General features: G+C 71.0%; 18 protein-coding genes. 10 read left to right on the top strand and 8 right to left on the bottom strand.

The genetic code is table 11. From position 1 onward, the window contains the following. Nucleotides 1–2 precede the first annotated feature (2 nt). Nucleotides 3–1,052, bottom strand: coding sequence for a 4-hydroxy-2-oxovalerate aldolase (dmpG, locus tag ACLQ3K_RS07715; protein ID WP_425998320.1), 1,050 nt, complete (start codon nt 1,050–1,052; stop codon nt 3–5). After that, entirely contained in the window at nt 1,049–1,957 is a 909-nt protein-coding gene (locus tag ACLQ3K_RS07710; RefSeq protein WP_425998318.1) for an acetaldehyde dehydrogenase (acetylating), read from the bottom strand. Before ACLQ3K_RS07710 ends, dmpG begins: the two co-directional genes overlap by 4 nt. A gap of 152 nt (nt 1,958–2,109) precedes the next feature. Between ACLQ3K_RS07710 and ACLQ3K_RS07705 the strand changes: the two genes are divergently transcribed. From ACLQ3K_RS07705 to ACLQ3K_RS07690, 4 genes are read left to right on the top strand one after another with little or no spacing between them, the layout of a single operon-like run. Next, nucleotides 2,110–3,327 (top strand): cytochrome P450, encoded by a 1,218-nt coding sequence (locus ACLQ3K_RS07705; protein WP_425998316.1) that lies wholly within the window; start codon nt 2,110–2,112, stop codon nt 3,325–3,327. Between the two features lie 5 nt (nt 3,328–3,332). Continuing rightward, nucleotides 3,333–3,905 carry a TetR/AcrR family transcriptional regulator gene (locus ACLQ3K_RS07700; protein WP_425998314.1) on the top strand — a complete coding sequence of 191 codons (573 nt, stop codon included), beginning with the start codon at nt 3,333–3,335 and terminating at the stop codon, nt 3,903–3,905. A 38-nt stretch (nt 3,906–3,943) separates the two neighbouring features. Continuing rightward, on the top strand, nt 3,944–4,783 hold the full coding sequence (locus ACLQ3K_RS07695; RefSeq protein ID WP_425998312.1) for an IclR family transcriptional regulator: 840 nt from the start codon (nt 3,944–3,946) through the stop codon (nt 4,781–4,783). A 40-nt stretch (nt 4,784–4,823) separates the two neighbouring features. Continuing rightward, nucleotides 4,824–6,560 carry an AIPR family protein gene (locus ACLQ3K_RS07690; protein WP_425998310.1) on the top strand — a complete coding sequence of 579 codons (1,737 nt, stop codon included), beginning with the start codon at nt 4,824–4,826 and terminating at the stop codon, nt 6,558–6,560. Between the two features lie 8 nt (nt 6,561–6,568). Here ACLQ3K_RS07690 and ACLQ3K_RS07685 read toward each other — a convergent pair whose 3' ends face one another. The 3 genes from ACLQ3K_RS07685 to ACLQ3K_RS07675 are packed head-to-tail and all read right to left on the bottom strand — an operon-like array spanning nt 6,569 to nt 8,922. Next, nucleotides 6,569–7,255 (bottom strand): nuclear transport factor 2 family protein, encoded by a 687-nt coding sequence (locus ACLQ3K_RS07685; protein WP_425998308.1) that lies wholly within the window; start codon nt 7,253–7,255, stop codon nt 6,569–6,571. Continuing rightward, nucleotides 7,256–8,029 (bottom strand): glucose 1-dehydrogenase, encoded by a 774-nt coding sequence (locus ACLQ3K_RS07680; protein WP_425998306.1) that lies wholly within the window; start codon nt 8,027–8,029, stop codon nt 7,256–7,258. A gap of 2 nt (nt 8,030–8,031) precedes the next feature. Then, the gene (locus tag ACLQ3K_RS07675) at nt 8,032–8,922 is read right to left on the bottom strand and encodes a 3-oxoacyl-ACP reductase (RefSeq protein WP_425998304.1); all 891 of its coding nucleotides are present in this window, start codon (nt 8,920–8,922) and stop codon (nt 8,032–8,034) included. Nucleotides 8,923–9,043: 121 nt separating this feature from the next. On the opposite strand from ACLQ3K_RS07675, the gene ACLQ3K_RS07670 reads away from it, so the two are divergent. The 4 genes from ACLQ3K_RS07670 to ACLQ3K_RS07655 are packed head-to-tail and all read left to right on the top strand — an operon-like array spanning nt 9,044 to nt 14,515. Beyond that, complete coding sequence (locus tag ACLQ3K_RS07670; protein WP_425998302.1) at nt 9,044–10,225, top strand: acyl-CoA dehydrogenase family protein; 1,182 nt, start codon at nt 9,044–9,046, stop codon at nt 10,223–10,225. 15 nt (nt 10,226–10,240) lie between these two features. After that, nucleotides 10,241–11,323, top strand: coding sequence for an acyl-CoA dehydrogenase family protein (locus ACLQ3K_RS07665; RefSeq protein WP_425998300.1), 1,083 nt, complete (start codon nt 10,241–10,243; stop codon nt 11,321–11,323). Further along, nucleotides 11,320–12,963 (top strand): GMC family oxidoreductase, encoded by a 1,644-nt coding sequence (locus tag ACLQ3K_RS07660; protein ID WP_425998298.1) that lies wholly within the window; start codon nt 11,320–11,322, stop codon nt 12,961–12,963. The genes ACLQ3K_RS07665 and ACLQ3K_RS07660 overlap by 4 nt, the downstream gene beginning before the upstream one ends. Before the next feature lies 1 nt (nt 12,964). Further along, nucleotides 12,965–14,515, top strand: a complete 1,551-nt coding sequence (locus ACLQ3K_RS07655; protein ID WP_425998296.1) for a long-chain-fatty-acid--CoA ligase — start codon at nt 12,965–12,967, stop codon at nt 14,513–14,515. Here ACLQ3K_RS07655 and ACLQ3K_RS07650 read toward each other — a convergent pair. Then, entirely contained in the window at nt 14,501–16,018 is a 1,518-nt protein-coding gene (locus ACLQ3K_RS07650) for an ATP-dependent DNA ligase (protein WP_425998294.1), read from the bottom strand. The two genes, ACLQ3K_RS07655 and ACLQ3K_RS07650, sit on opposite strands and share 15 nt — an antisense overlap. A 102-nt stretch (nt 16,019–16,120) precedes the next feature. Between ACLQ3K_RS07650 and ACLQ3K_RS07645 the strand changes: the two genes are divergently transcribed. Then, nucleotides 16,121–17,143, top strand: a complete 1,023-nt coding sequence (locus ACLQ3K_RS07645; protein ID WP_425998292.1) for an ATP-binding cassette domain-containing protein — start codon at nt 16,121–16,123, stop codon at nt 17,141–17,143. Further along, entirely contained in the window at nt 17,140–17,961 is an 822-nt protein-coding gene (locus ACLQ3K_RS07640; protein WP_425998290.1) for an ABC transporter permease, read from the top strand. Before ACLQ3K_RS07645 ends, ACLQ3K_RS07640 begins: the two co-directional genes overlap by 4 nt. 42 nt (nt 17,962–18,003) lie before the next feature. On the opposite strand, the gene ACLQ3K_RS07635 is transcribed toward ACLQ3K_RS07640, so the two are convergent. Together ACLQ3K_RS07635 and ACLQ3K_RS07630 are read right to left on the bottom strand one after the other, a co-directional pair. Further along, the gene (locus tag ACLQ3K_RS07635) at nt 18,004–21,231 is read right to left on the bottom strand and encodes a BTAD domain-containing putative transcriptional regulator (protein WP_425998288.1); all 3,228 of its coding nucleotides are present in this window, start codon (nt 21,229–21,231) and stop codon (nt 18,004–18,006) included. A gap of 52 nt (nt 21,232–21,283) precedes the next feature. Then, nucleotides 21,284–22,864, bottom strand: coding sequence for a succinic semialdehyde dehydrogenase (locus ACLQ3K_RS07630; protein ID WP_425998286.1), 1,581 nt, complete (start codon nt 22,862–22,864; stop codon nt 21,284–21,286). Nucleotides 22,865–22,877 lie beyond the last annotated feature (13 nt).

Raw genomic sequence — 22,877 nt, 5'->3', positions numbered from 1 at the left:
CGTCAGACCTTCTGCGCTGCGGACATCTCCACGGCGATGGCGATGATCATGTCCTCCTGGCCGCCCACGTAGCCGCGGCGGCCGCACTCATAGAGGATCTCGTACGCCGGGACGCCGTAGCGCTCGGCCGCGCGCTCCGCGTGCAGTAGGAAGCTGGAGTACACGCCCGCGTAGCCCTGCACGATGGAGCTGCGATCCATCACCGGCAGCCGGGTGATGTACGGCTTCACCACGTCCTCCGCGGCGGCCATCAGCGCGTCCTTGTCGGTGCCCGTGCGGATGCCGAGGCGTTCGAAGGTGGCGGAGAGGATCTCCGTCGGCGAATTGCCCGCGCCCGCACCGAGCGCGAGCAGGGAACCGTCGATCTGCTTCGCCCCGGCACGGTAGGCGAGCACCGAGTTCGCCACGCCGAAGCTCAGGTTCTGGTGGCCGTGGTAGCCCACCTGCGCGTCCTCGCCGAGCTCTGCGACGAGCGCGGCGACGCGATCGCCCGCGTCCTCGAGGATGAGGGCGCCGGCCGAATCGACGACGTAGACGCACTGGCAGCCGGCATCGGCCATGATCCGCGCCTGCTTCGCCAGCGCCTCGGGCGTGGACATGTGCGAGAGCATCAGGAAGCCGACGGTCTCCAGGCCCAGATCCCGTGCGGCACCGAAGTGCTGGATGGAGACGTCGGCCTCGGTGCAGTGGGTCGCGATGCGCAGCGCACCCGCGCCGAGGTCGGCCGCGACGCGGATGTCCTCGACGGTGCCGAGGCCGGGGAGCATGAGCACGGCGATCTTCGCCTGCTGCGCCTCGTCGACCGCTGCGGCGATGAGCTTGCGCTCGTCGACCAGGGAGAAGCCGTAGTTGAAGGTGCTGCCACCGAGGCCGTCGCCGTGGGTCACCTCGATGAGCGAGACGCCCGCGTCGTCGAGCGCGCGCACCGTGTCGCGCACGTTCTGCTCGGCGAACTGGTGGGCCATGGCGTGGCTGCCGTCGCGCAGCGACGTGTCGACGATGCGCACGTCCCGGTTCGGGTCGCTCCAGAGGTCGCCGTTGATGCCGGTCATGCGTTCGCTCCTGTCAGGATCCGCTGCGCGAGCAGCTCGCCCGCGCGCGCGGCGGCGGCGGTCATGATGTCGAGATTGCCCGCGTACGTGGGCAGGTAGTCGCCGTTGCCCGCGACCTCGAGGAAGACCGCGACGCGCGCCTTGCCCTCCCACCCGGGCCGGGGCTCGTCGTACTGCGGCGGCGCCTTGAGCGTGTAGCCCGGCACGTAGACCTGCACGTCGGCCACCATCTTCTCGATCGAGGCGGTGATGGCCTCACGGTCGGCATCGGGGTCGATGGCGCAGAACACGGTGTCGCGCATGATCATCGGCGGCTCGACCGGATTGATGATGATGATCGCCTTGCCCTTGGACGCGCCGCCGACCTCCTCGATGGCGCGGGCGGTGGTCTCGGTGAACTCGTCGATGTTGGCGCGCGTGCCGGGACCCGCGGAGCGCGACGACACCGATGCCACGATCTCCGCGTAGCTCACCGGGGTGACACGGCTGACGGCGTGCACGATCGGGATCGTCGCCTGCCCGCCGCACGTGATCATGTTGACGTTGGGCGCGTCCAGTTGGGCCTCGAGGTTCACGACCGGGCAGGCCAGCGGCCCGACGGCCGCGGGCGTCAGGTCGACGGCGACGATGCCCGCCTCCGCGTACCGGGGCGCGTTGGCGCGGTGCGCCTTCGCCGCGGTCGCCTCGAAGACCAGCTGCGGCGGCTCCGGTCGCGCGAGCAGCCAGTCCACCCCCTCGGCCGAGGTCTCCAGCCCGAGCTCGGCGGCCCGCTTGAGGCCGTCCGATTCCGGGTCGACGCCCACCATGTAGCGCACGTCGACGTGCTCGCTCCGTCGCAGTTTGGCCAGCAGGTCCGTACCGATGTTCCCAGGGCCGACGATGGCCGCGGTTACTTTCTCCGTCATGCCGCCATCGTCGGCCGCGCTGTGTGGCCCCGTCCACGCTCGCGTTCCGCTGAGCGGGACACCACCTTCGACGGCCGGCCCCATTGACGTTTGGATCCAATAGTCTTACATTCGAGACGTTCGATCTATTTTGTCTCGTTCAGGAGCATCCCATGCCCGCAGCCGCCTTCGCTCCCCGCTCCGCCGACACCTGGGCGGACCCGTTCCCCCTGTACCGCGACCTGCGCGCCACGGGTGCGGTGCACCGGGCCGACCCGCTCGACGGGGAGGATCTCGAGTACTACGTCCTGCCCCGGCACGCCGACGTGTGGCGCGCACTCCGCGAGCCCGGCGATTTCTCGTCGGCACAGGGCCTGACGTTGCACTACGGCGAGCTCGAGAAGATCGGCCTGCAGGAGAACCCGCCGATGGTGATGCAGGATCCGCCGGTGCACACCGCGTTCCGACGCCTCGTCGCGCGCGGTTTCACGCCGCGGCAGGTCGCCGCGATCGAGCCTGACGTCCGCGCCTTCGTCGTGGATCGGATCGAGCGCCTGCGGGCGCAGGGCGGCGGCGACGTCGTGCACGAGCTGTTCAAGCCGCTCCCGTCCATGGTCGTCGCGCACTACCTCGGTGTCCCCGCCGCGGACCGCGGGCGCTTCGACGGCTGGACCGAGAGCATCGTCGCCGCGAACTCCGGAGGTGGCGACCTCGCCTCGGCCGTCTCCTCCGCCGCCGACGCGGTCGGCGAGCTGATGGCCTACTTCGCGGCGCTCATCGAGCGGCGGCGCACCGAGCCCGAGGACGACGTCGTCTCGCACCTGGTCGCGGCCGGCGTCGGCGCCGACGGCGACCCGGCGGGCGTGGTCTCGATCCTCGGCTTCACCTTCACGATGGTGGCCGGCGGCAACGACACCACCACGGGCCTGCTCGGCGGAGCCGTCCAGCTCTTGCAGCGCAATCCGGATCAGCGGCGCCTCCTGGCGGGGGATCCCGCGCTGATCCCCGCCGCGGTCGAGGAGTTCCTGCGGCTCACCTCGCCGGTGCAGGGGCTCGGTCGCACGACCACCCGGCCGGTGGACGTCGACGGCACGACGATCCCCGCCGACCGGCGGGTGCTGCTGCTCTACGGCGCCGCCAACCGCGACGAGCGGGTCTTCGGCGAGAACGCCGACGAACTCGACGTCCGGCGGAATCCGCGCAACATCCTCACCTTCGCGCAGGGTCCGCACCACTGTCTGGGGGCCGCGGCCGCGCGCATGCAGTCACGGGTCGCCCTCGAGGAGCTGCTGACCCGCATCCCGGAGTTCGCGGTCGACCTCGACGGGGTCCGCTGGGCGCCCGGCGCCTACGTGCGCCGCCCGACGACGGTGCCGATCTCCGTAGGATGACCGCCATGACCTCCGCCACGCCGAACAGCTGGGCCGCGGCCGCCCGGTCCGGCGCGGCGGAGCGCATCCTCGACGCGGCGGCCGGCCTGTTCGCCGAGCACGGTGTCGCCGCGGTGGGCATGGATGACATCGCGCGGGCCGCGGGCTGCTCCCGCGCCACGCTCTACCGGTACTTCGCGAACCGCGAGCTGCTGCGGTCCGCGTACGTGCTGCGCGAGATGTCCAGGGCCCTCGACCACCTCGCTTCGACGGAGTCGCCGCGAGGATCCGCCCCGGAGCGCCTCGTCGCCGTGATCGAGTCGGCGGTGGCCTACGTGCGGGACCGTCCCGAGCTGCTCGCCTGGTTCGCCTCGGAGGACTTCGCGGTGGGCCCGGTCCTCGCCGAGAACGCCGGGGCGCTCGCCGCGGCGGCGGCGCGCTCGCGCGTCGCCACGGACCTCCCCGAGCTCGCCGACCCGCAGGTCTTCGACTGGGTCGTCCGCGTCATCGTCGGCCTCCTCGCGCACCCCGGCGCCAGCGCCGCGTACGAGCACGAGCTCCTCGTCCGGTTCGTCGGGCCGATCGTCGATCGCGGATAGCCCTCCCGGCCGCGGAGCCGGGCTGGCACACTGGGCGCATGTGTCCCGCTGAGCGGAACGACGGCGCCACCGTCGACCGGATCTCCGCGCTGCTCTCGGCCTACCGGCCCGGGGACGGCGGGCTCGGCGTGTCCGAGCTGGCGCGGCGCACCGCGCTCCCCAAATCGACGGTGCACCGCCTCGCCGGACATCTCGTGGCCGCCGGCCTGCTCGAGCGGTCCGGGACCGACCTGCGACTGGGGTTGCGGCTGTTCGAGATCGGCCAGCTCGCCACGGGGCACCGCGATCTCGTCGACGCGGCGCGGCCGGTGCTCGCCGACCTGCGGTCCGCCACCCGCAACACCGTCCACCTCGCGCGACTCGAGGGCACCGAGGTGGTCTACTTCGAGGTCCTGCCCGGCCCGGATGCGCCGGACCTGCCGTCTCGAGTCGGAGGCCGGATGCCGGCGCACGCCACCGGCGTGGGCAAGGCCATCCTCGCGTTCTCCGACGATGCCGTCGTCGACGGCGTCATCGCCACGGGCCTGCCACGGCTGAGCACCCGCACCATCACCTCCCCCGCGATCCTGCGCCGCCAACTGCAGCGGGTGCGCGACGAGGGCGTGGCCTACGAGCGGGAGGAGTCCGGCAACGGCACCGTCTGCGTGGCCTGCCCCATCCTCGACTCCGACGGTGCCCCCGTCGCCGCGATCTCCGTGGCGGGCTGGAGCAATCGCATGCGCCCGGAGCGCGTCGGTCCCGCCGTCCGCGCCGCCGCCCTCATCCTCTCCCGAGTCTCCACCACCTCCGCAAGATCCGTCGACTCTCCTCACCCCCACAGCGAACATAGTTTGAACCGTCAAATTCCGTCGAAACAGTCTACCCCCGGCCGCCGATAGAGTATCTTTTTCTCCGCATTGAGACAGAGGGGGAAACAACATGGATTCCGATGCACTTCAGGTATTGGACACTCGCGACGACCTAGCGCAATTCACACCCAACCACCTAATCTTGTTCGCACTCGAGCTGCGATTCCAGATTCAGGATATCGTCGCTGTCGCAGCCACCTCCATTACAGACGGGAGCAAGGACCGCAAGTGCGACGTAGTCTATGTGGACTCAGCATCCCGCACGGCAATAATCGGACAATCATATATTGCTTCGAATACGCAAAAACAATACCCACCCTCCAACAAGGCTGCGGACCTCAACTCGGCAGCCTCCTGGATTCTGGGAAATGAGCGTCCTGACGACCTTGGAACCAGCCTTCGTGCCGCAGCGGAGGAATTGCATTCGGCCATCCTCGAAGAGGAAGTAGATTCAATCGAGCTCTGGTACTGCCACAATTTGACTGAATCAAAGAATGCCCAGGATGAGCTCGAACGAGCGACAGCGACAGCAAAGGCCCTGGTGGCGTCGAATCGTGCGATCGACATTCGATCTGTAGAGATCGGGAGAGCGACACTCGACGAGTGGTACTCCAGCACAAGAACTCCGATACTTGTGACTGATGAGATCGAAGTTCCTACACCAAGTTGGTTCGAAGAATCCGGCGAAGACTGGTCGGCTTTGTGCACATCGGTTCCCGCAAGCTGGCTTCATGAAATGTACGAGACATACGGCGATAGACTCTTCTCTGCGAACGTTCGAGGCTACATGCCTCGCCGTAAGTCCTCTCAGAACATCAACTACGGGATTGAAAGCACTGCCCGCGCGGAGCCGGGTCGATTCTGGGCATTCAACAACGGGGTTACGGCGCTTGTACATCGCTTCGATGCAAAAAAGCGTTCAAAAAAGGTGCGTCTGTCGGGAATAGCCATCGTCAATGGCGCCCAGACCACAGGCTCTCTCGGCCGCGTCCCACGTGACGAACTAGCCAACGCGCGGGTAATGATACGATTCGTCCAGGCGTCGGACAACGATCTCATTGAGCATATTATTCGCTACAACAACAGTCAGAATCAGATCAAACCTTCAGACTTTCGGAGCGGCGATCGCACGCAGAAGAGACTTCGAGAAGAATTTCAACATATCCCCGACGTTACCTACTTCGGTGCACGTCGAGGAGGAGAAGGAGATCGTGCGCGGCGGCCGTCCAACTTGATCCCATCCGACACTGCCGCTCAATCACTAGCAGCGTTTCACCAGAATCCCACCGTGGCGTACCACGCTCTGAGCGACATCTGGGAAAAGAATGACATATACGATCAATTCTTCTCAGATCACACTAGCGCCAGCCACATCGTGTTCTGCTATTCACTCCTAAGAGCAGCTACTCAAGCGAAAGCCAATCTCACCTCCAAGGATGAAGCCGACCTAACCCAGGACGACAGAGAGGCGCTCGATTTTCTTCGCAAGCGCGGATCGATCTACCTACTTGTCGCGGCGATTGCAAACGGTCTCGAGATCTACCTAGATAAGGCCGTGCCCGATTCGTTCGCTGCTAGTTTTGGAAAACGGACAACCCCTCTCAAGGCAGTGGAGAACTGGGCACCACTCGTGGATTCTCTTCTTCCGATCGCTTCATCTATCTTGGATCCCATATTCAATGAAGGCGGCATCCGACGACGCGACACAGTCACTGAATACATCTCCACGTTCAGGAACATCGTAAAGTCCACAAGACGCGGGAACGCTGAAACCTTCAGCGAGTTCGCTGAAACCGTGGAGATCTGAATTCTCGATCACCCGAACAAGGCGGTCACCGCCGGCTCCGGACCGGCGAAGTCGACGACGGCGAGGCCGCGGCGGTCACCGTCGTACACCGTGGCGGTGACGGTCCGGCCCGAGGCGAGGACCTTGCCCACCTGCAGCCCGCGCAGGTGCAGGAGGTCCGCGGCCCGGCGCCGGCCCGTGCCGCCGACGCCGCGGACCCCGCCGAGGAAGCCGAGCGCGGCGCGGGCACCGAGGGTGCGGAAGAGCCGGGGCCCGAGGAGCGCGCCCGCTGCGAGCCCGCGGGGGCCGGAGAGCAGGAGCGCCGCGATCATGCCTCGCAGCTCCCAGTGCGCGTACAGCCCGGTGATGGCGGCGCCGCCGGGACCGTCGGTCACGTTGTAGCGCAAGTGCATCGGGATGTGCAGCGTGACGCCCGTGCTCATCGTCGTGTGCACGGTCAGGTCGCGGATCATGAGGCCTGTCCCCTCACCCGGGAATATCAGGTCGTGCTCGACGTCGAAGACGATCCGGTTGGGCGCGATGAACATGTCGTAGAACCGCGCGATCGCGGCCGGGTTCGTCTGCGGCGGCGGACCCACCGGGTCGTGGACGGCGCCGCCGGGTGCGAACAGCGCGATCCAGGCGTCCTTGTCGTGCGCGGCGACCGCGGCGGGGGACGCCTCCACCACCCGCCGGATCGCTTCCGTGCCGGGCATCTACAGCTTCAGCGCGTGCGTCGCGGTGGCGCCGCCGTCGGCGACGAACTCGGCGCCGGTGCTGTAGCTCGCCTCGTCGGAGGCGACGAAGAGCACCATCGCGGCGATCTCGTCGGCGCTGCCCTGCCGCCCGATCGGCAGGCGCTGCTTGAGCCAGTCCGTGGGCGGCTCGTTGCCGCCCAGCGCGTCCGCCACCATCGCGGTGTCGATCATGCCCGGGTGCACCGAATTGACGCGGATGCCGTACTGCCCCAGCTCCATCGCGGCGGACTTGGTCATGCCGCGGATCGCGAACTTGCTGGCGGTGTACGCGGTCAGGTAGGGCATCCCGCCCAGGCCCTCGACCGACGAGGTGTTGACGATCGACCCGCCGCCCGCGGCCTTCATCGGCTCGACGGCGGCGCGCATGCCGAGGAAGCAGCCGAACTGGTTGATCCGGATCACGCGCTCGTAATCGGCGAGGGAGGTCTGCTCGAGCGCCGAGAAGAAGAGCACGCCAGCGTTGTTGACCAGCACGTCGAGCCCGCCGAAGCGCTCCTGCACCTCGGCGACCGCGGCGGCCCAATCGTCCTCGCTGGTCACGTCGAGGTGCCGGTACACCGCGGCGTCTCCGAGTTCGGCCGCGAGCGCCTCGCCCTGCTCGTCCAGCACGTCGCCGAGCAGCACCTGCGCGCCCTCCGCGACGAACCGTCGCGCGACGGCGGCGCCCTGTCCGCGCGCGGCGCCCGTGACGAGCGCCCGCTTCCCACTGAGTCTTCCGGTCGTGCTCGTCATGATCAGCCCTCCAGCTGTGCTGCGACGAACATGCGGTCGTCGCGGTCCGCGAAGTAGTCGCCGACGGCGGCGGCGAGTCCGGCGTCGTCCCATTGGCCGCCCTCGGCGTCGAACCGGGCCTCCAGGCTCGGCGGTGCCATCAGCGCGACCATGCCGCCGTGCACGACGAAGACCTGCCCGTTGACCTTCGCGGCCTCCGGCCCGGCGAGGAAGCGCACGAAGCGCGCGACGTGGTCGACGGACAGCGGGTCGACGGCACCGTCGGGGGCGTCACCGAAGACGCCCTCCGTCATGGCGGTCCGGGCGCGGGGGCAGATCGCGTTGGCGCGGACGCCGTAGCGGCCGAGGCCCCGCGCTGTGGCGATGGTCAGCGCCGCGATGCCCGCCTTGGCCGCGGCGTAGTTGGGCTGCCCGACGGAGCCGAACAAGAACGCCTCCGAGGAGGTGTTGATCACGCGACCGTAGACCTCGCCTCCCGACGCCTTCGCCGCGTCGCGCCAGTACGCCGACGCGTTGCGGGAGAGCAGGAAGTGCCCGCGCAGGTGCACGCGGACCACCGCGTCGAACTCGTCGTCGGTCATCGAGAAGATCATCTTGTCCCGGCAGAAGCCGGCGTTGTTGACCACGATGTGCAGGCCGCCCAGACCCTCGGCGGCGGCCATGAGGGAGTCGGCCGTCTCCCGGTCGCCCGAGTCACCGAGGACGAGTTCGGCGCGCCCACCGTCGGCCCGGATCTGCGCGACGACCTCCTCTGCCGCGGGCGAGACGTCGCCCACCACGACGGCGGCGCCGCCGCGGGCGAGCGCCAGCGCCTCGGCCCGGCCGAGGCCGGCCCCCGCACCGGTCACGATCGCCACCTTGCCGTCCAGGTTCGCGACCTCTGCCTGCGTCATGTGCCACCCTCCGATGTAGGAACCTGTTCCACTGGGGAGCGCACGCTCCCCCTCCAGAGGAAAATACTGCGGAGAGCCCGGTTTCGTTCCGCTTTTCTAGAACTTGTTCTACAGTGGCGCCATGCGGATCGACTATGCGCCGGAACAGCAGGAGCTGCGGGCCGAGCTGCGCGCGTACTTCGCCCAGCTGATGACGTCCGAGCGCCGCGAGGCCCTGCTCGGGCCGGGCGGCGAGTACGGCGACGGGGAGGTGTACAAGGAGATCACCCGCACCCTCGGCAAGGACGGCTGGCTCGCCATCGGCTGGCCCGAGGAGTTCGGCGGCCAGGCCCGGCCCATGCTGGACCAGCTGATCTTCACCGACGAGGCCGCCGTCGCGGGCGTACCCGTCCCGTTCCTCACCGTGAACACCGTGGGGCCCGCCATCATGGCCGGTGGCACCGCGGAGCAGAAGGCCGAGCTCCTGCCCGGCATCGCCGCCGGCGAGACCCACTTCTCCATCGGCTACTCCGAGCCGGAGGCGGGCACCGACCTCGCCTCCCTGCGCACGCGCGCGGTCCGCGACGGCGACGACTACGTCATCAACGGCCAGAAGATGTGGACCTCGCTCATCGAGTACGCGGACTACATCTGGCTCGCCGCACGGACCGACCCCGAGGCGCAGCGTCACCGCGGCGTCTCGATCCTCGTGGTGCCCACCGAGGCCGAGGGCTTCTCCTGGACCAAGGTGCACACCGTCGCCGGGCCGGGCACCTCCGCCACCTACTACCAGGACGTCCGGGTACCGGTGACCTCGGTCGTCGGCGAGCTGCACGGCGGCTGGAAGCTCATCACCAACCAGCTCAACCACGAGCGCGTGGCCCTCACCTCCGCGGCGCCCCTGCTCGACTCGGAACGGCAGGTGCGGCACTGGGCGCAGAACACCAGGCTGGCCGACGGCTCGCGCGTGATCGACGCCGAGTGGGTGCAGACCCACCTCGCCCGCGTGTACGCCCACGCCCAGTACCTCAAGCTGCGGAACTGGAAGATCGCCTGGGCCGCCGACCACAGCGAGCTCGGTCCCGCCGACGCCTCCGCCACCAAGGTCTTCGGCACCGAGTACGCCACCGAGGGCTACCGCCTCCTGATGGAGGTGCTGGGCAGCGCGGGCATCGTCCGCGCGAAGTCGCCGGGCACGCTGCTGCGGGGACGGATCGAACGGCTGCACCGCAGCTCGCTGATCCTCACCTTCGGCGGCGGCACCAACGAGATCCAGCGCGACCTGATCGCGGGTGCGGGACTGCACCTGCCCGTGAGCCGCTGAGGCGAAGGAGGACCCATGGACTTCACTGTTCCCGAGGCACAGACCGACCTCGCCGCGCTCACGCGACGGATCACCGAGGACTGGTTCGAGAAGAACCCGAAGCCCGGCGATGCGGGCTTCTCCCGCGAGCTGTGGGCCGTGCTGGCCCGGTCCGGCGTTCTCGACGCGGCGCTGCCCGCGTCGGTCGGCGGCGGAGGTCTCGGCGTCACCGCGCACGCCGCGGTGCTCGCGGAACTCGGTCGCACGGTCGCCCCCGCGCCGTACCTGGACACCGTCCTCGTCGGCGCCGAGACCCTCGCCGAGTACGGCACGCCCGAGCAGATCGAGAAGTGGCTCGTCCCCGTGCTGCGGGGCGAGGACACCGTCGCCGTCGTCTTCGGCGACGAGCACACCGGCTTCACGGCGACGGTCTCGCCCGACGGGTGGCGGCTCAACGGCGCCCAGACCGCGGTCTCGTCCGCGGCCTTCGCCGACACCTTGCTGATCGAGGCGATCACCACCGAGGGCCCCGCGCTCTTCCTGCTGCCCCGGGAAGCCAAGGGCATCAGCATCACCCGGCAGCACGTGGTGAACGGGTCCGACGCCGCGCTCGTGGAGGCCGCCGCGGTGACGCTCCCGCGCGAGGCCAGGCTCGTCGGCGACGGCGCCCCCGCCCGGGCCCGCCGGCTCGCGACCATCGGCTGGTGCGCCCTGCAGGCGGGAATCACCGAGCGGGCGCTCGAACTGACCGCCGACTACGCCCGGACCCGCGAGCAGTTCGGCAAGCAGATCGGCAGCTTCCAGGCGGTGCGGCAGCGTCTGGCGGACGCCTACATCGACGTCGAGGCCGTCCGCCTCACCGTGCTCGAAGCGGCCTGGCGCGAGTCCGAGGGGCTCGACGCGACCGCCGAGATCGCCACCGCCAAGTTCTGGGCCGCCGAGGCCGGACATCGGGTGGCGCACACCACTGTCCACGTGCACGGCGGCGTCGGCATCGACACCGATCACCCCACCCATCGCTATTTCGTGGCGGCCAAGCGCGCGGAGTTCGCGCTCGGCGGCGCGACGGCCCATCTCCGCGCCCTGGGCGCAATCCTCGCCGGAAGGAACCCCGCATGATCCGCAAGCCGTACAAGACCACGACCACCGCGCTCGCGCCGAACGAGGCCGTCGACTACATCGTCATCGGTTCCGGCAGCGCCGGTTCGGTGATGGCCGGACGGCTGGCCGACACCGGTGCGACCGTCGCGCTGCTCGAAGCCGGCCGCAACGACAACACCCGGCTCGCCCAGGTACCGGGGATGATCTCGATGGTCCACACGGTGCCGCAGCTCAAGGCCCGGGTCGCGTGGAAGCAGTACTCGGTCCCGCAGAAGTTCGCCAACGATCGCCGGATCCCTATGACGCGCGGCAAGATCCTCGGCGGCTCGAGTTCGATCAACGGCATGCTCTTCGTGCGCGGCAACCGCGCGAACTACGACTCGTGGGCCGCCGAGGGCGCCACCGGCTGGGACTACGAGGGCGTGCTGCCCGCGTTCAAACGGCTCGAGAACTGGGAGGACGGCGCGACCGACCTCCGCGGCACCGGCGGCCCCATCGAGGTCACGCGCCAGCAGCACCTCACGGCGGCCACCCGGTCGTACATGCAGGCCCTCTCCTCCGCACTGGACACACCGGTCATCGAGGACTACAACGGCCCCTCCCAGGAGGGCGTCAGCGTCTTCCAACAGAGCGCCTCGGGCGGAACGCGGTTCAGCTCCGCGCACGGCTACCTCCGCGGCGCGCGACCGAACCTGCGCGTGCACGTGAACGCACACGTCAAGCGTGTCGTCATCGAGAACGGGCGGGCCACCGGCGTCGAGGTGCTCGACGGGAAGTCGGTCACCACCATCCGCGCGAATCGCGAGGTCATCGTCTCCGGCGGCGTGATCGGCACCCCCCAGATCCTCATGCTCTCCGGCATCGGGCCGGGCGCGCACCTGCGGGAGAAGGGGATCGACGTCCACGCGGACCTCCCCGTGGGGCAGAACCTGCACGATCACCTCTTCGTCCCACTGACCTTCCTGATGAAGGACGCGGTGCACAAGGGCACTCCCGCCTACTTCGCGAAGGGCCTGGCGCAGGAGTGGCGCAGCCCCGGTGAGAGCTTCATGGCGAACACGGTTTTCGACGCCGCCGCCTTCGTGCGCACGTCGTACGCGAAGGACATCCCCGACCTGCAGATCCACTGCCTGCCGTGGAACTACCCGACGCCCAATCAGGACGCCGACAAGCTGCACATGGTGGATCCCCGTCCGGGCCTGACGATCCTGCCCACGCTGATCTACCCGCAGAGCCGCGGCGAGCTGCGCCTCAATTCGGCTGATCCGTTGGAGCAGCCCCTGATCGACCCCGGCTACCTCTCCGATCCGCAGGACACCGAGGTGCTGATGGAGGGCATCGGCATGATCCGCGAGGTCATGCGCCACCCGTCTGTCGCGCCGATGGTCAGCGAGGAGTTCACCCCCGGCGCCGCCTACACGGACGACGCCGCGCTGCGCCGCGAGCTCCCGAACCGCGTGCACTCGGTGTACCACCCGGTGGGCACCTGCCGGATGGGCACCGACGAGCGCGCCGTCGTCGACCCCGAGCTCAAGGTCATCGGCGTCGAGGGGCTGCGCGTCGCGGACGCGTCCATCATGCCGTCGATCACGGGCGGCAACACGAACGCGCCGTCGTACATGATCGGCGAGATGTGCGCGCGGTTCCTCGGCGCCTGACATGACGGCTGCGCTCCCGACGGTCGCCGACCTGCTCCGTGCCCGCGCCGACGATCCCGGCGCGGGCCTGCGGGCGGGCGACCGCACGTGGAGCTGGTCGGAGCACGTCGCGGCGTCGGCGGTCCGCGCCGCCGCCCTGCGGGAGCTGCTGCCGGACAGCGCGCCACCGCACATCGGGGTGCTCGCCGACAACGTCCCCGAGTTCTCGCTGCTGCTCGGCGCCGCGGCCCTGTCGGGCGCGGTCGTGGTGGGGCTCAACCCGACCCGGCGGGGCGACGCCCTCGCCCGGGACGTCGCGCTCGCCGACTGCGGCGTCGTCCTCACACAGGGCCGGCACGCCGCCCTCCTCGACGACCTCGACCTGGGCGTCCCGATCATCGATCTCGATGGTCCGAGGTGGGCCGCGCTCCTCGACGCACACGCGGGCGCCCCGCTGCCGAGTGCCGCAGTGACCTCCGACAGCCTGCTCGCACTCGTCTTCACCTCCGGCACCAGCGGCGAGCCGAAGGCGGTGCAGGCCACCCACGGCAAGTTCACCGGCGCGGGCATCATGCTGGCCCGGCGATTCGGGCTGGGCGGCGACGACACCGCCTACGTCGCGATGCCCCTCTTCCACTCCAACGCCCTGCTCGCGGGCTGGGCGGTCGCCGTGGCCGTCGGCGCGACCATCGCCCTGGCCGAGCGCTTCTCGGCGTCGGGCTTCCTCGCCGACGTGCGCCGGTACGGCGCCACCTACGCGAACTACGTCGGCACACCGCTCTCCTACATCCTCGCCACCGCGGAGCGCCCCGACGACGCGGACAATCCGCTGCGCGTCCTGTACGGCAACGAGGGGCGCGCCGAGGACGTCGCCGCCTTCGCACGGCGCTTCGACTGCCACGTCCAGGACGGCTACGGCTCGTCGGAGAACGGCGTCGCGATCGCCCGCACCCCGGACACCCCGGCCGACGCGCTCGGCCCGCTGCCCGATGGGGTCGCCGTGTGGAAGCCCGGCACCTCGATCGAGTGCCCGCGTGCCGAGACCGCCCCGGACGGGACGCTCCGCAACGCCGACGAAGCGATCGGCGAGCTCGTGAACACCGCCGGCACCGACGGCTTCTCGGGCTACTACAACGATCCCGCCGCGGACGCCGCGCGCTCGGACGGCGGCGTCTACCGCACGGGCGATCTCGCGTACGTCGACGAGGCGGGCTACGTCCACTTCGCCGGCCGTACCGGCGACTGGATGCGGGTGGGCGGAGAGAACCTGGGCGTCGCCCCCATCGAGCGCGCGCTCCTGCGCCACCCCGCGGTCGCGGAGGCGGCGGTCTACGGACTACCGGACCGGGTCGGCGACCAGGTGGCGGCGGCCCTCGTGCTCATCCCCGGCGCGGAGCTGGCCCCGGCGGACTTCGCCGCGTTCCTCCGCGCGCAGCCGGACCTGGGCCCGCGACAGTACCCCCGCCGCTGGCGGGTCGTGGACGAACTGCCGCGCACCCCGTCGTTCAAGGTGCTCCGGCGCGCCCTCGTCGCGGACGGGATCGACGCCACCGCACCGCTACCCGGGCAGTAGCGCCCGCACCGCGTCGATCGTGTCCGCCTCGGCGGCGGTCTTGTCCGGGCGGTAGCGCAGCACCCGGGCGAAGCGCAGCGCGACCCCGCCCGGGTAACGGCGCGAGACCTGCACCCCGTCCAGCTCGATCTCGACGACGATCTCGGGCCGCAGGTAGACGGTGTGCTCGTCACGAGCGCGCTCGTGCAGCGGGAACTCCTCGGTCTGCCAGCGCAGCAGCGCGTCGGTGAGCCCCTTGAAGGTCTTGCCCACCATCACCGGATCGTCGCCGTCCGGGTCGCGAGCACCCAGGTGCAGGTTCGAGAGCATCCCCGTGCGGCGACCGTAGCCCCACTCCGCCCCCAGCACCACCAGGTCCAGCGTGTGCGTCTGCTTGACCTTCTGCCACGCACGGCCCCGGCGCCCCGCCGCGTAGGGCGAGGCGAGCGCCTTGATCATCACGCCCTCGTGACCCGCGGCGAGCGCCGCCGCGTAGTGGGCCGCGGCCTCGGCCGGGGTGGGCCGGGCCAGCGCGGGGATGCGCAGCTCCCCCGCCACCGCCTGCAGCGCGTCGAGCCGGACGGACAGCGGCTCGTCCAGCAGATCGCGGCCGTCGAGGTGCAGGCAGTCGAAGAAGTACGGGCGCAGCACCGTCTCACTGGACTCGCTCGATCCGAACCGGCTCATCGTCTCCTGGAAGGGCCGCGGCCGACCGGCGTCGGTGAGGGCGAGCGACTCCCCGTCGAGCACGACGGACCGGCACGGCAGTTCCCGGGCCAGCGCGACGATCTCGGGCACCGCGGCGGTGATGTCGCGGAGGGTGCGGGTGTAGACCCGCACCTCGTCGCCGAGCCGGTGGACCTGGATCCGGGCGCCGTCGAGCTTGAACTCGACGCTCACGTCGGTGCCCAGGTCGGCCAGCGCGGCGTCCACGCCCTCCGCCGGCGAGGCGAGCATGGGCGAGACGCCGCGCAGCACCTCGAGGCCGAACCCCGCCAGCTCGTCGGCACCGCCGCGCAGCGCCGCGGCGGCGGTGTCCGGTAGCGAACCGGACAGCATCGCCGCGCGCCGCACCGTCTCCAGCGGGACCTCCGCGGCGCGAGCCACCGCGTCGGTCACCACGCCCGCGAGGGCGCCCTGGCGCAGCTCGCCGGTGATGAGGCCGACGAGGAACCGCTGCTCCGCCGCCGTCGCCCGCCCGAACAGGCCGACGAGGACGGCGTCCCGTCGGGCGACGGAGCCCGCGCCCGAGGTGCCGGCCAATTCGTCGAGCGCGGCGGTGACCTCCTCGACCGTCAGGACCGGCTCCGCCGCGGGCGCGAGCGCGTCGACGGTCCGCGCGACGGTGCGCCATCCGGCGCCCAGACGGCCCTGCAGGAGCTCCCCCGACAGCCACGCGACGACGGGCCGCACGTCCGCGGGATCGGCGGCGCGGACCACGGCGGCCAACGCGGCGATCTTCGCGGTGCGCGAGCGCGTGCCCGCGACCTCGGCGGACACGGCGACGACCTCGGCGAACAGCACCCCGTCATTGTGGCGCACGCCCCTGACAGATGCGGCGCGACCGAGGGCGACAGGCCGCGTCAGCGTCACGACAGACCCACGACAGCGGGGCGATGCATCGTGATGGCCATGACGATCACCCAGATGAGGGCCGACCACATCCCGTCCTCCCCCACCGACCTCGCGATCGACGCCCGCGGCCTGGTCAAGCACTTCGGTGCGACCCGCGCGGTCAACGGCGTCGACCTGCAGGTGCCCACCGGCACCGTCTACGGCGTCCTCGGCCCCAACGGCGCCGGGAAGACGACCACCATCAGCATGCTCGCGACGCTGCTCAAGCCCGATGCCGGCAGCGCCCGGATCTTCGGCCACGACGTCGTCGCCGAGTCCACCACGGTGCGCTCGCTCATCGGCGTCACCGGCCAGTACGCCTCCGTCGACGAGGACCTCACGGCGCGGCAGAACCTGATGCTCTTCGGCCGGTTGCTCGGCAAGAGTCGCGCCGAGTCCCGGTCGCGCGCCGAGGAGCTGCTCGGCGCCTTCGGCCTGGAGGACGCGGCGAACCGCCCGCTCAAGGAGTTCTCCGGTGGCATGCGACGGCGGCTCGACCTGGCCGCGAGCCTCATCGACACCCCGCCGCTGCTCTTCCTCGACGAGCCGACCACCGGCCTCGACCCGCGCACGCGCTCGCAGATGTGGGACACCATCCGCGAGCTCGTCGCACAGGGCTCGACGGTGCTGCTCACCACCCAGTACCTCGACGAGGCGGACCAGCTGGCCGACCGCATCGCGGTCATCGACCACGGCCTCGTGATCGCCGACGGCACCGCCGACGAGCTCAAGGCCTCTGTCGGCTCGTCCACGCTGCAGCTCACTCCGGCCGACCGCGTCGACGCGCCGGTCGTCGCCCGCACCGTCGAGCGGATCCTGACCGAGACGGCCGCGTTCAGCCCCGAGGCGGCGCGCGTCACCGCCCCGCTGCACCGCCCCGACCTCGTGCCCGACCTGCTCATCGCACTGCGCGAGCAGGGCGTCGCCATCGAGGAGATCACCGTCTCCAAGCCCAGCCTCGACGAGGTCTTCCTCACCCTCACCGGCCGCCCCGATGACACGGCCGCCACCGATTCCGCCCAGGAGGCGTCATGACCACCACCCTCACCCGCGCCCCCGGCCGCACGCCGGACCGCGCGGCCCCGAACCACATCGGCCTCGCCGAGACCGTCCGGCAGTCCTTCACGATGGGCTGGCGCGGCGTGCTCAAGATCCGGCACAACCCGGAGCAGCTCTTCGACGTCGTGCTGCAGCCCGTCGTCTTCACGCTGATGTTCACCTACATCTTCGGCGGTGCGATCAGCGGCGACGTGCACAGCTACCTGCCGGTCATCATCCCCGGCATCCTGGTGCAGACCGTGATCGTCGCGTCGATCGTCACGGGTACACAGCTCCGCGAGGACATGAACAAGGGTGTCTTCGACCGGTTCCGGTCGCTGCCGATCGCTCGCATCAGCCCCCTCGCCGGGGCGCTGCTCGCCGACGTCGTGCGCTACCTCATCGCCACGGTCATCACCTTCATCGTGGGCATCGCGATGGGGTGGCGCCCCGATCCGGTGGGCGTCCTGGCCTCCACCGCGCTGATCCTGTTCTGCAGCTTCGCCGTGTCCTGGATCTTCGCGCTCATGGGCGGCCTGATGCAGAAGGCCACCTCCGTGCAGGGCGTGTCGATGATGATCATGTTCCCGCTCACCTTCCTCTCCAATGCCTTCGTCCCGGTCGAGACGATGCCCGGCTGGCTGCAGGCCTTCGTGAACGTGAACCCGATCAGCCACCTGGTCTCCGCGATCCGCGAGCTCTGCAACTCCGGTCACGCCGGCGTGCACGTGGTGTGGAGCCTGGTCGGCGCGCTGGTGATCATCGCGATCTTCGCGCCGCTCGCGGTGCGGGCCTACATCCGCAACGCCCGCTGACGGGGATCTCTCCGCAGCACCCGTCGGCACCCACCCGCCGCGCTACGCCGTCCGGCGGAGCGCGGCGGTGGTGTCGCGCAGGAGCCGGACCGCCCGCGACCGGGACAGCCCGGCGATGCGCTCGGCCTGCGCGCGCCACGCCGCCTCCGGTGCGCCCTCCGGCGGAACGGCGAGCCGCTGCATCGTCTCGTGCATGACCGGATAGTCCTGGCGCGCACGGAGTCTGCGAGCGAGGCCCACCATGATCGCGGCCTCCTCGGACGCCGGATCCGTCGCCACCAGGTGGGCGCCGACGGCGAGCGCCATCGTCGCCGCCTGGGGCAGGTCCCAGTAGCCGGTGATCCCGAACATGGCCTCGTCGCCGGCGATCAGCGCCGAGACGAGCTCTCCTCCGGTCTCCGGCGCGCCGCACGCCACGACGCCGAGCAGTGCGATCGCGACCAGCATCTCGCCGCCGGGGTCCCTGCTGCCGTTGGGGATCCGGCGCACCAGCAGCCCGCCCGCCCGCCGGTACAGGTCCGCGTCGGGCGCACCCTGCAGCCGCGCCAGCTCGGCGGCCCCGATCATCGTCGCGGCCACGACCTCGGGCCCGCCGTCCGGATCGGGTTCCGAGGGCAGCCAGGCCCCCTGCAGGGTGCGCTGCAGCGCCTCCGCGTCGTCGATCCGGCCGAGCGAGCACAGGCTCGCGACCAGGTACGCCATCGCCTGCTTCGCGTCCTCGTCGGCACCGATCGAGGCCAGCTTCTCCGCGGCCGTACGGTAGCGCCGCTCCGCCTCCTCCCAGCGGGTCTGCTGGCCGAAGATGCTCGCAGTGCTCATCGCGAGCATCGCCTCCGTCCAGGCGTCGCCCGGCTCGCCGATCGCGCCGATCGCGGCGGAGTCCTCCAGGGCGCCCGCCAGATCACCGCAGTTCTCCCGCAGGTTCATCCGCGCCGCCAGGGCGTGCAGGCGGACGTCGTCCGCGGGCGAGGTCACCCCGGCGAGCACGAGCCGGAGAAGTCCGTACACCGAACGCTGCAGGAAGAAGGCGCTGAAGTAGTCGGCCGGGTCGAGCAGCGTCCGCTCCGGCCGGTGCAGCCGGCGGATCGTGGTGCGTCCCCGCGCGACGTGCCGCGACGTCGGATCCGCCCCGGGCGCGGCGCAGGCCGCGAGCACCGTCGCCTGCCACAGCTCGCGGTCCTCGTCCGCGAGCCCTGCGGCCAGCGCCTCCCGCGGGTCGGGGAGGGCGTGGACGATCCGGATGCCCAGTTCCTGCACCTGCGCGTGCAGGCTCCGCATCGACCACAGGCCCGCGAGCAGCGGGAAGACCCGGATCACCGTCCACACAGCGTCGCGGTCGCCGGCGTCGAGTGCGTCCACGGCTCCGCGGAGCACGAATGCCAGGTTCTCGAGGTCGTCCGCGAGACGTCCGATCACCGCATGACCACCGACGGAACGGTATTCGCGCCACATGCCGGAGGCGAGGGCGGCGGCCCAGGACGCCATCGCCAGGTCCACGAGACGGCTCTCGGGTGTGCCGTCGGCGGACGGCGGCGCCTCCATGAGCCGCTCCTCGCCGAACTCGCGCACCGTCTCGAGCATCCGGTAGCGGGTACGGCCCGCACTCTCCGCGACGTGCACGAGGGACTGGTTCGCGAGCGAGATCAGCGCGTCGTCGAGCGCGACCGGATCCAGCCCCGTGGTCGTGGCCGCGGCCCCGGTGTCGAATCCCGCGGGGAAGCGGCACAGGCGACGCAGGGCGAGCTGCGCGTCGGGTTCCAGAAGGTCCCAACTCCATTCGATCACCGCGTGCAGGGTGCGATGGCGGTCGGGTGCGGACCGGTCGGCGGAGCGCAACAGCGCGAAACGCCGTTCCAGCCGGTCGGTGATCTCCTCCACGCTCAGGGTGCGGACCCGCGCCGCGGCGAGCTCGATCGCCAGCGGTAGGCCGTCCAGTCGGCGGCACAGCTCGCCGACGGCGTCCTCCGGCAGCGACACGTCGGGACGCACGGCGCGGGCGCGCTGCGTGAACAGCTCGACCGCGGCGGAGCCCGCACCGGCGGTCGCCAGGACGGGTAGCGGGTACACCCGCTCCGCCCGGATCTGCAGGGGCGAGCGGCTGGTCGCGAGCACCGTGACGCCGGGCGCCCCGGCCACGAGGTCGGCCACCACGTCGGCGCAGGCGTCCACGACCTGCTCGCAGTTGTCGAGGACGACCAGGCAACGGCGTCGCCCCAGCGCCTCCAGGACGCGCGCACCCAGGTCCCGGATCGCCCTGCGCGGCATGCCGTCCGCGCCGAGGTCCGACTCCGCCAGGCCGAGACCGCGGGAGACGGCCGGCAGCACGCCCGCCGCAGATCGGACCGCCGCGAGGGGGACGTAGTAGACCGCAGTACCGGCGTCCGCGACGGCGGCGCCGACCGCCTCGGCGATGCGGGTCTTCCCCACGCCGCCCGGCCCGAGCACGGTGACGACCCGCGCCTCGTCGACCAGGCGGACCAGGTCGGCGACCTCCGCGGCGCGCCCGACGAGCGGCGTGATCTCCGCCGGAAGTCCCACGGCGGCCGCCCGTTCGGGCTTCGACGGCGCCGGGGCGGTCCCCGCCAGGAGCTCGCGGTGCAGGCGCGCCGCCTCCTCGCCCGGCTCGGTGCCCAACTCGGTGATCGACGTACGCCGCAGATCCGCGTAGGCGGCGAGGGCCTCGGCGGTCCGGCCGGATCCGGCGAGCGAGCGCATGAGGATCACCCGGGCGGGCTCGTCGAGCGGGTCGGCGGCGATGCGTCGCTCGGCGATCGCGTGCGCCGCGTCGAAGTCGCCGGCGGCCAGCGCCGCGGCGGCCCGCCGCGCCTCGAGCCGGTCGAAGACGGCGGCCGCGCGCCTCGCGAGCTCGTCAGCGGGCCCACCGTCGTCCAGGTCGCCGGCCGGGGTTCCGCGCCACAGGCGCAGGGCCCGCGCCTCGTCGCCCCGATCGCGGAGGGCGGCCTCGGCCCGGGCGAGGTCGGAGTCCGCGTCGAGGCGGTAGCCGCCGGCCACGGCCTCGAGGACGGCGGGCCGGATGAGCGCACGGACGCGCGAGATCTGCGTGTGCAACGCGGCGTTCGGCGACTTGGGCGGGGCGTCGCCCCACACCTCGTCGACGAGACGGTCGGCACTGACCGGGCGACCGTCGGCGAGCACCAGGGCGACGAGGAGCCGCCGGGCCCGGACTCCGGGCACGGGCCGACCGCCGGCGACGACCGGTCCGAGGACGCCGATCATCGCCGCGTCGTCGGGGGCGCTGCCGTCGTGCACCCGGCCAGCGTAGTCGCGGACGGTCCGCCGGTCCGCGGTCGCGGTGGCCCGATCAGCGGATGCGCAGCTTGCGCATCCAGCGCAGGACCTGCTTGGTCTGCTGGGCGTACTGCTCGTAGCTCTGCCCCGGACGCGGGTTGTACACCTGCTGCTTCAGGGTCGCGAGATTGGTGGTGTCGGTGTACTTGAGCAGGCCCGCGTCGCCGTGGCGCACGCCCACGCCCGACGCCTTCCAGCCGCCCGACGGGGTGCCCTTGCTCGCGAAGGAGGCCGCGAAGCCGTCGTTGACGTTGACGTTGCCCGCCTCGAGCTGCGCCCCGATCCGCGCCGCGCGGCGCAGGTCCTTGCCCCACACGCTGGCGTTGAGGCCGTAGCGGGTGTCGTTGGCGAGGCGGATCGCCTCGTCGTCGCTCGAGTACCGGAACAGGGCGACGACCGGTCCGAAGGTCTCGGCGGAGGCGAGGTGCATGTCCGGGGTGACGCCGGTCAGGATCGTCGGCGCGTAGAAGGCGGGGCCCACGTCGGTGCGCTCCCGCCCGCCGCACAGCACGGTGGCGCCTTTGGCCCGCGCGTCCTCGACGTGCGCGGAGACCCGGCGCAGCTGGTCCGGCGAGGCGAGCGAGCCCATGTCGGGCTCGTAGTCGTAGGTCGCGCCCAGCTTGAGGGCGCCCGCCGCGGCGACGAACCGGCGGGAGAACTCGTCGTAGATCTTCTCGTGCACGTACATCCGCTCGATGTGCATGCACGCCTGGCCGGCATTGGCGAAGACCGCGAAGATCGCCGACGGGATGGCCTCGTCGAGGTCGACGTCGTCGAGCACGATCATCGGGTTCTTGCCGCCGAGCTCGAGGCTGCACCCGATGAGGTTGCGCCCGGCCCGCTCGCCGACGGTGACGCCGGTGGCGGACGAGCCGGTGAACATGACGAAGTCCGACTCGTCGATGAGGGCCGGGCCGACGTCCGGCCCCTGGCCGCAGACCACCTGGAACAGGCCCTCCGGCGCGCCGGCGCGGCGCAGCAGTTCGACGCCGTAGAGGGCGGCGAGAGCGGTCTTGTTGTCGGGCTTGAGGACGACGCCGTTGCCGGCGATGAGGGCGGGGATCGCGTCGGAGAGCGCCATCGCGAAGGGGAAGTTCCACGGCGCGATGACACCGATGACGCCCTTGGGCCGGTGCAGTTCGACGGAGTTGCTCACCACGGGGACGGGGCCGCCGCGGCGGCGCGAACGGAGCAGCTTGGGCGCGGATTTGAGGTAATGGCTGATCACCATCGGGACGTCGCAGGACTCCTCGAAGGCCATCCGCCGGTTCTTGCCCGTGCCGCTCTGGATGAGATCGACGAGCAGCTCGTTGTTCTCGAGGATCAGCTCGTGCAGGCGACGGAAGACGGCGAGCCGGTCCTCGAGGGGCCGCTGCGCCCACTCCCGCTGCGCCTCCCGTGCGGTGGCGAAGGCGGCGACCACGTCGCTCGGGGTGGACTGCGGGAGGGCACCGATGCCCGCGCCCGTGAACACCTCGGTCATGGCGAACTGTTCGCGGCTGCCGTCGGCCACCACCAGCGCGGTGAGGCGCTCGATGAGCTCATCGGTGATGCGCGCGGGCAGGGTGCTGTCGATCTGCGTGGGCGAAGCCATACCGAACTGTAAC

Source organism: Tsukamurella sp. DT100 (assembly GCF_049844855.1).
Taxonomy (GTDB): Bacteria; Actinomycetota; Actinomycetes; order Mycobacteriales; family Mycobacteriaceae; genus Tsukamurella.
This window is presented reverse-complemented; position numbering and strand designations above follow the sequence as displayed.